The sequence below is a fragment of the Rhodoferax sp. RT5P35 genome (genome assembly GCF_056521385.1).
Genome location: NZ_JBWMAX010000352.1, coordinates 1 through 1044, shown reverse-complemented (window position 1 = coordinate 1044; position 1044 = coordinate 1). Strand labels below are relative to the sequence as shown.

1 protein-coding gene is annotated in these 1044 nt (G+C 67.1%); it reads left to right on the top strand.

Annotation, left to right across the window (positions count from 1 at the left end; genetic code table 11):
• A partial coding sequence (locus tag AC097L_RS26265; RefSeq protein WP_479589623.1) for a PAS domain-containing protein occupies positions 1–1044 on the top strand: 1044 nt, incomplete at both ends.

Sequence of the window (1044 nt, the reverse complement as noted above, 5' to 3'; positions counted from 1 at the left end):
CGCGTCTGGCCCAGCGCTATGCCATGGTGGCCGATGCCGAGTCCGATGCCGTCGTTTCCTTGCTGACCGACTCCCTGATGCGGCGCACCAATTTCTTGCGGCTCACCCAGGCGCTGCGCAACGACGCGGGCGGCTACCGTGCGTTGGTCACCCATGACCCTGCGCTGCAAAGCATGCTGAACCGGCTGACGGCCCTGGAAGAGCGCCGTCTCGTCGAGCTGGAGCAAATTTTTGACACCATTAGTGGCAAGGGGCCCAACGCGATTGCGGCTGCGGTGGCCAACGGCGAAGTCACCCACACGATGCACGCGCTACAGGCGCTGGTGCGCGAGGCCGACCTGCAACAGGCCGCCTTGCTGTCCGAGGGCAAATCCCGCGCCGAAGTGGACCGCCAGCGGGCCCTGTTGCTGCTGTATTCCACGCTGGCGGGCACGGTGGGCATTTTCATGTTGCTGTCGCACGCAATTGGCCGGGAGATGCTGGCCCGCGCCGGTGCGGACGACCGGGTGCGCAGTCTCAACGCCGACCTGGAGCGCCGCGTGGCCGAGCGCACCGCCGCACTCGATGCCAACCAGCGCCGGTTTGTCGATCTGTTTGAACTCGCGCCCGATGCCCTGGTGATGACCACCCGTGAGGGCCGCATCGTGCAGATCAACCGCCAGGCCGAGACCCTGTTTGGCTGGAGCCGTGGCGAGGTGCTGGGCCAGCCGGTGGCGATGCTGATGCCCGCCAATGCCCGTGTGGAGCACATGGCCCTGTGGCAAAGCTACCTGGAGGCGGCGGTGCCGCAGGTGATGGGCGTGGAGCGGCCCGACCTGCGCGGCCTGCGCAAAGATGGCACGGTGTTCCCCGTGGACATCAGCCTGAGCCCGCTGGAGCTGGACGGCGACCTGGTGGTAGTGGCCGCCCTGCGCGACATCACCGAGCGCGAGCGCATGGCTACGGCGCTGCGGCAAAGCTCGGCCATGCACCGGCACACGCTGGACGACATGCTGGAGGGCTGCCAGATCATCGACTTTGACTGGCGCTACCGGTACGTGAATG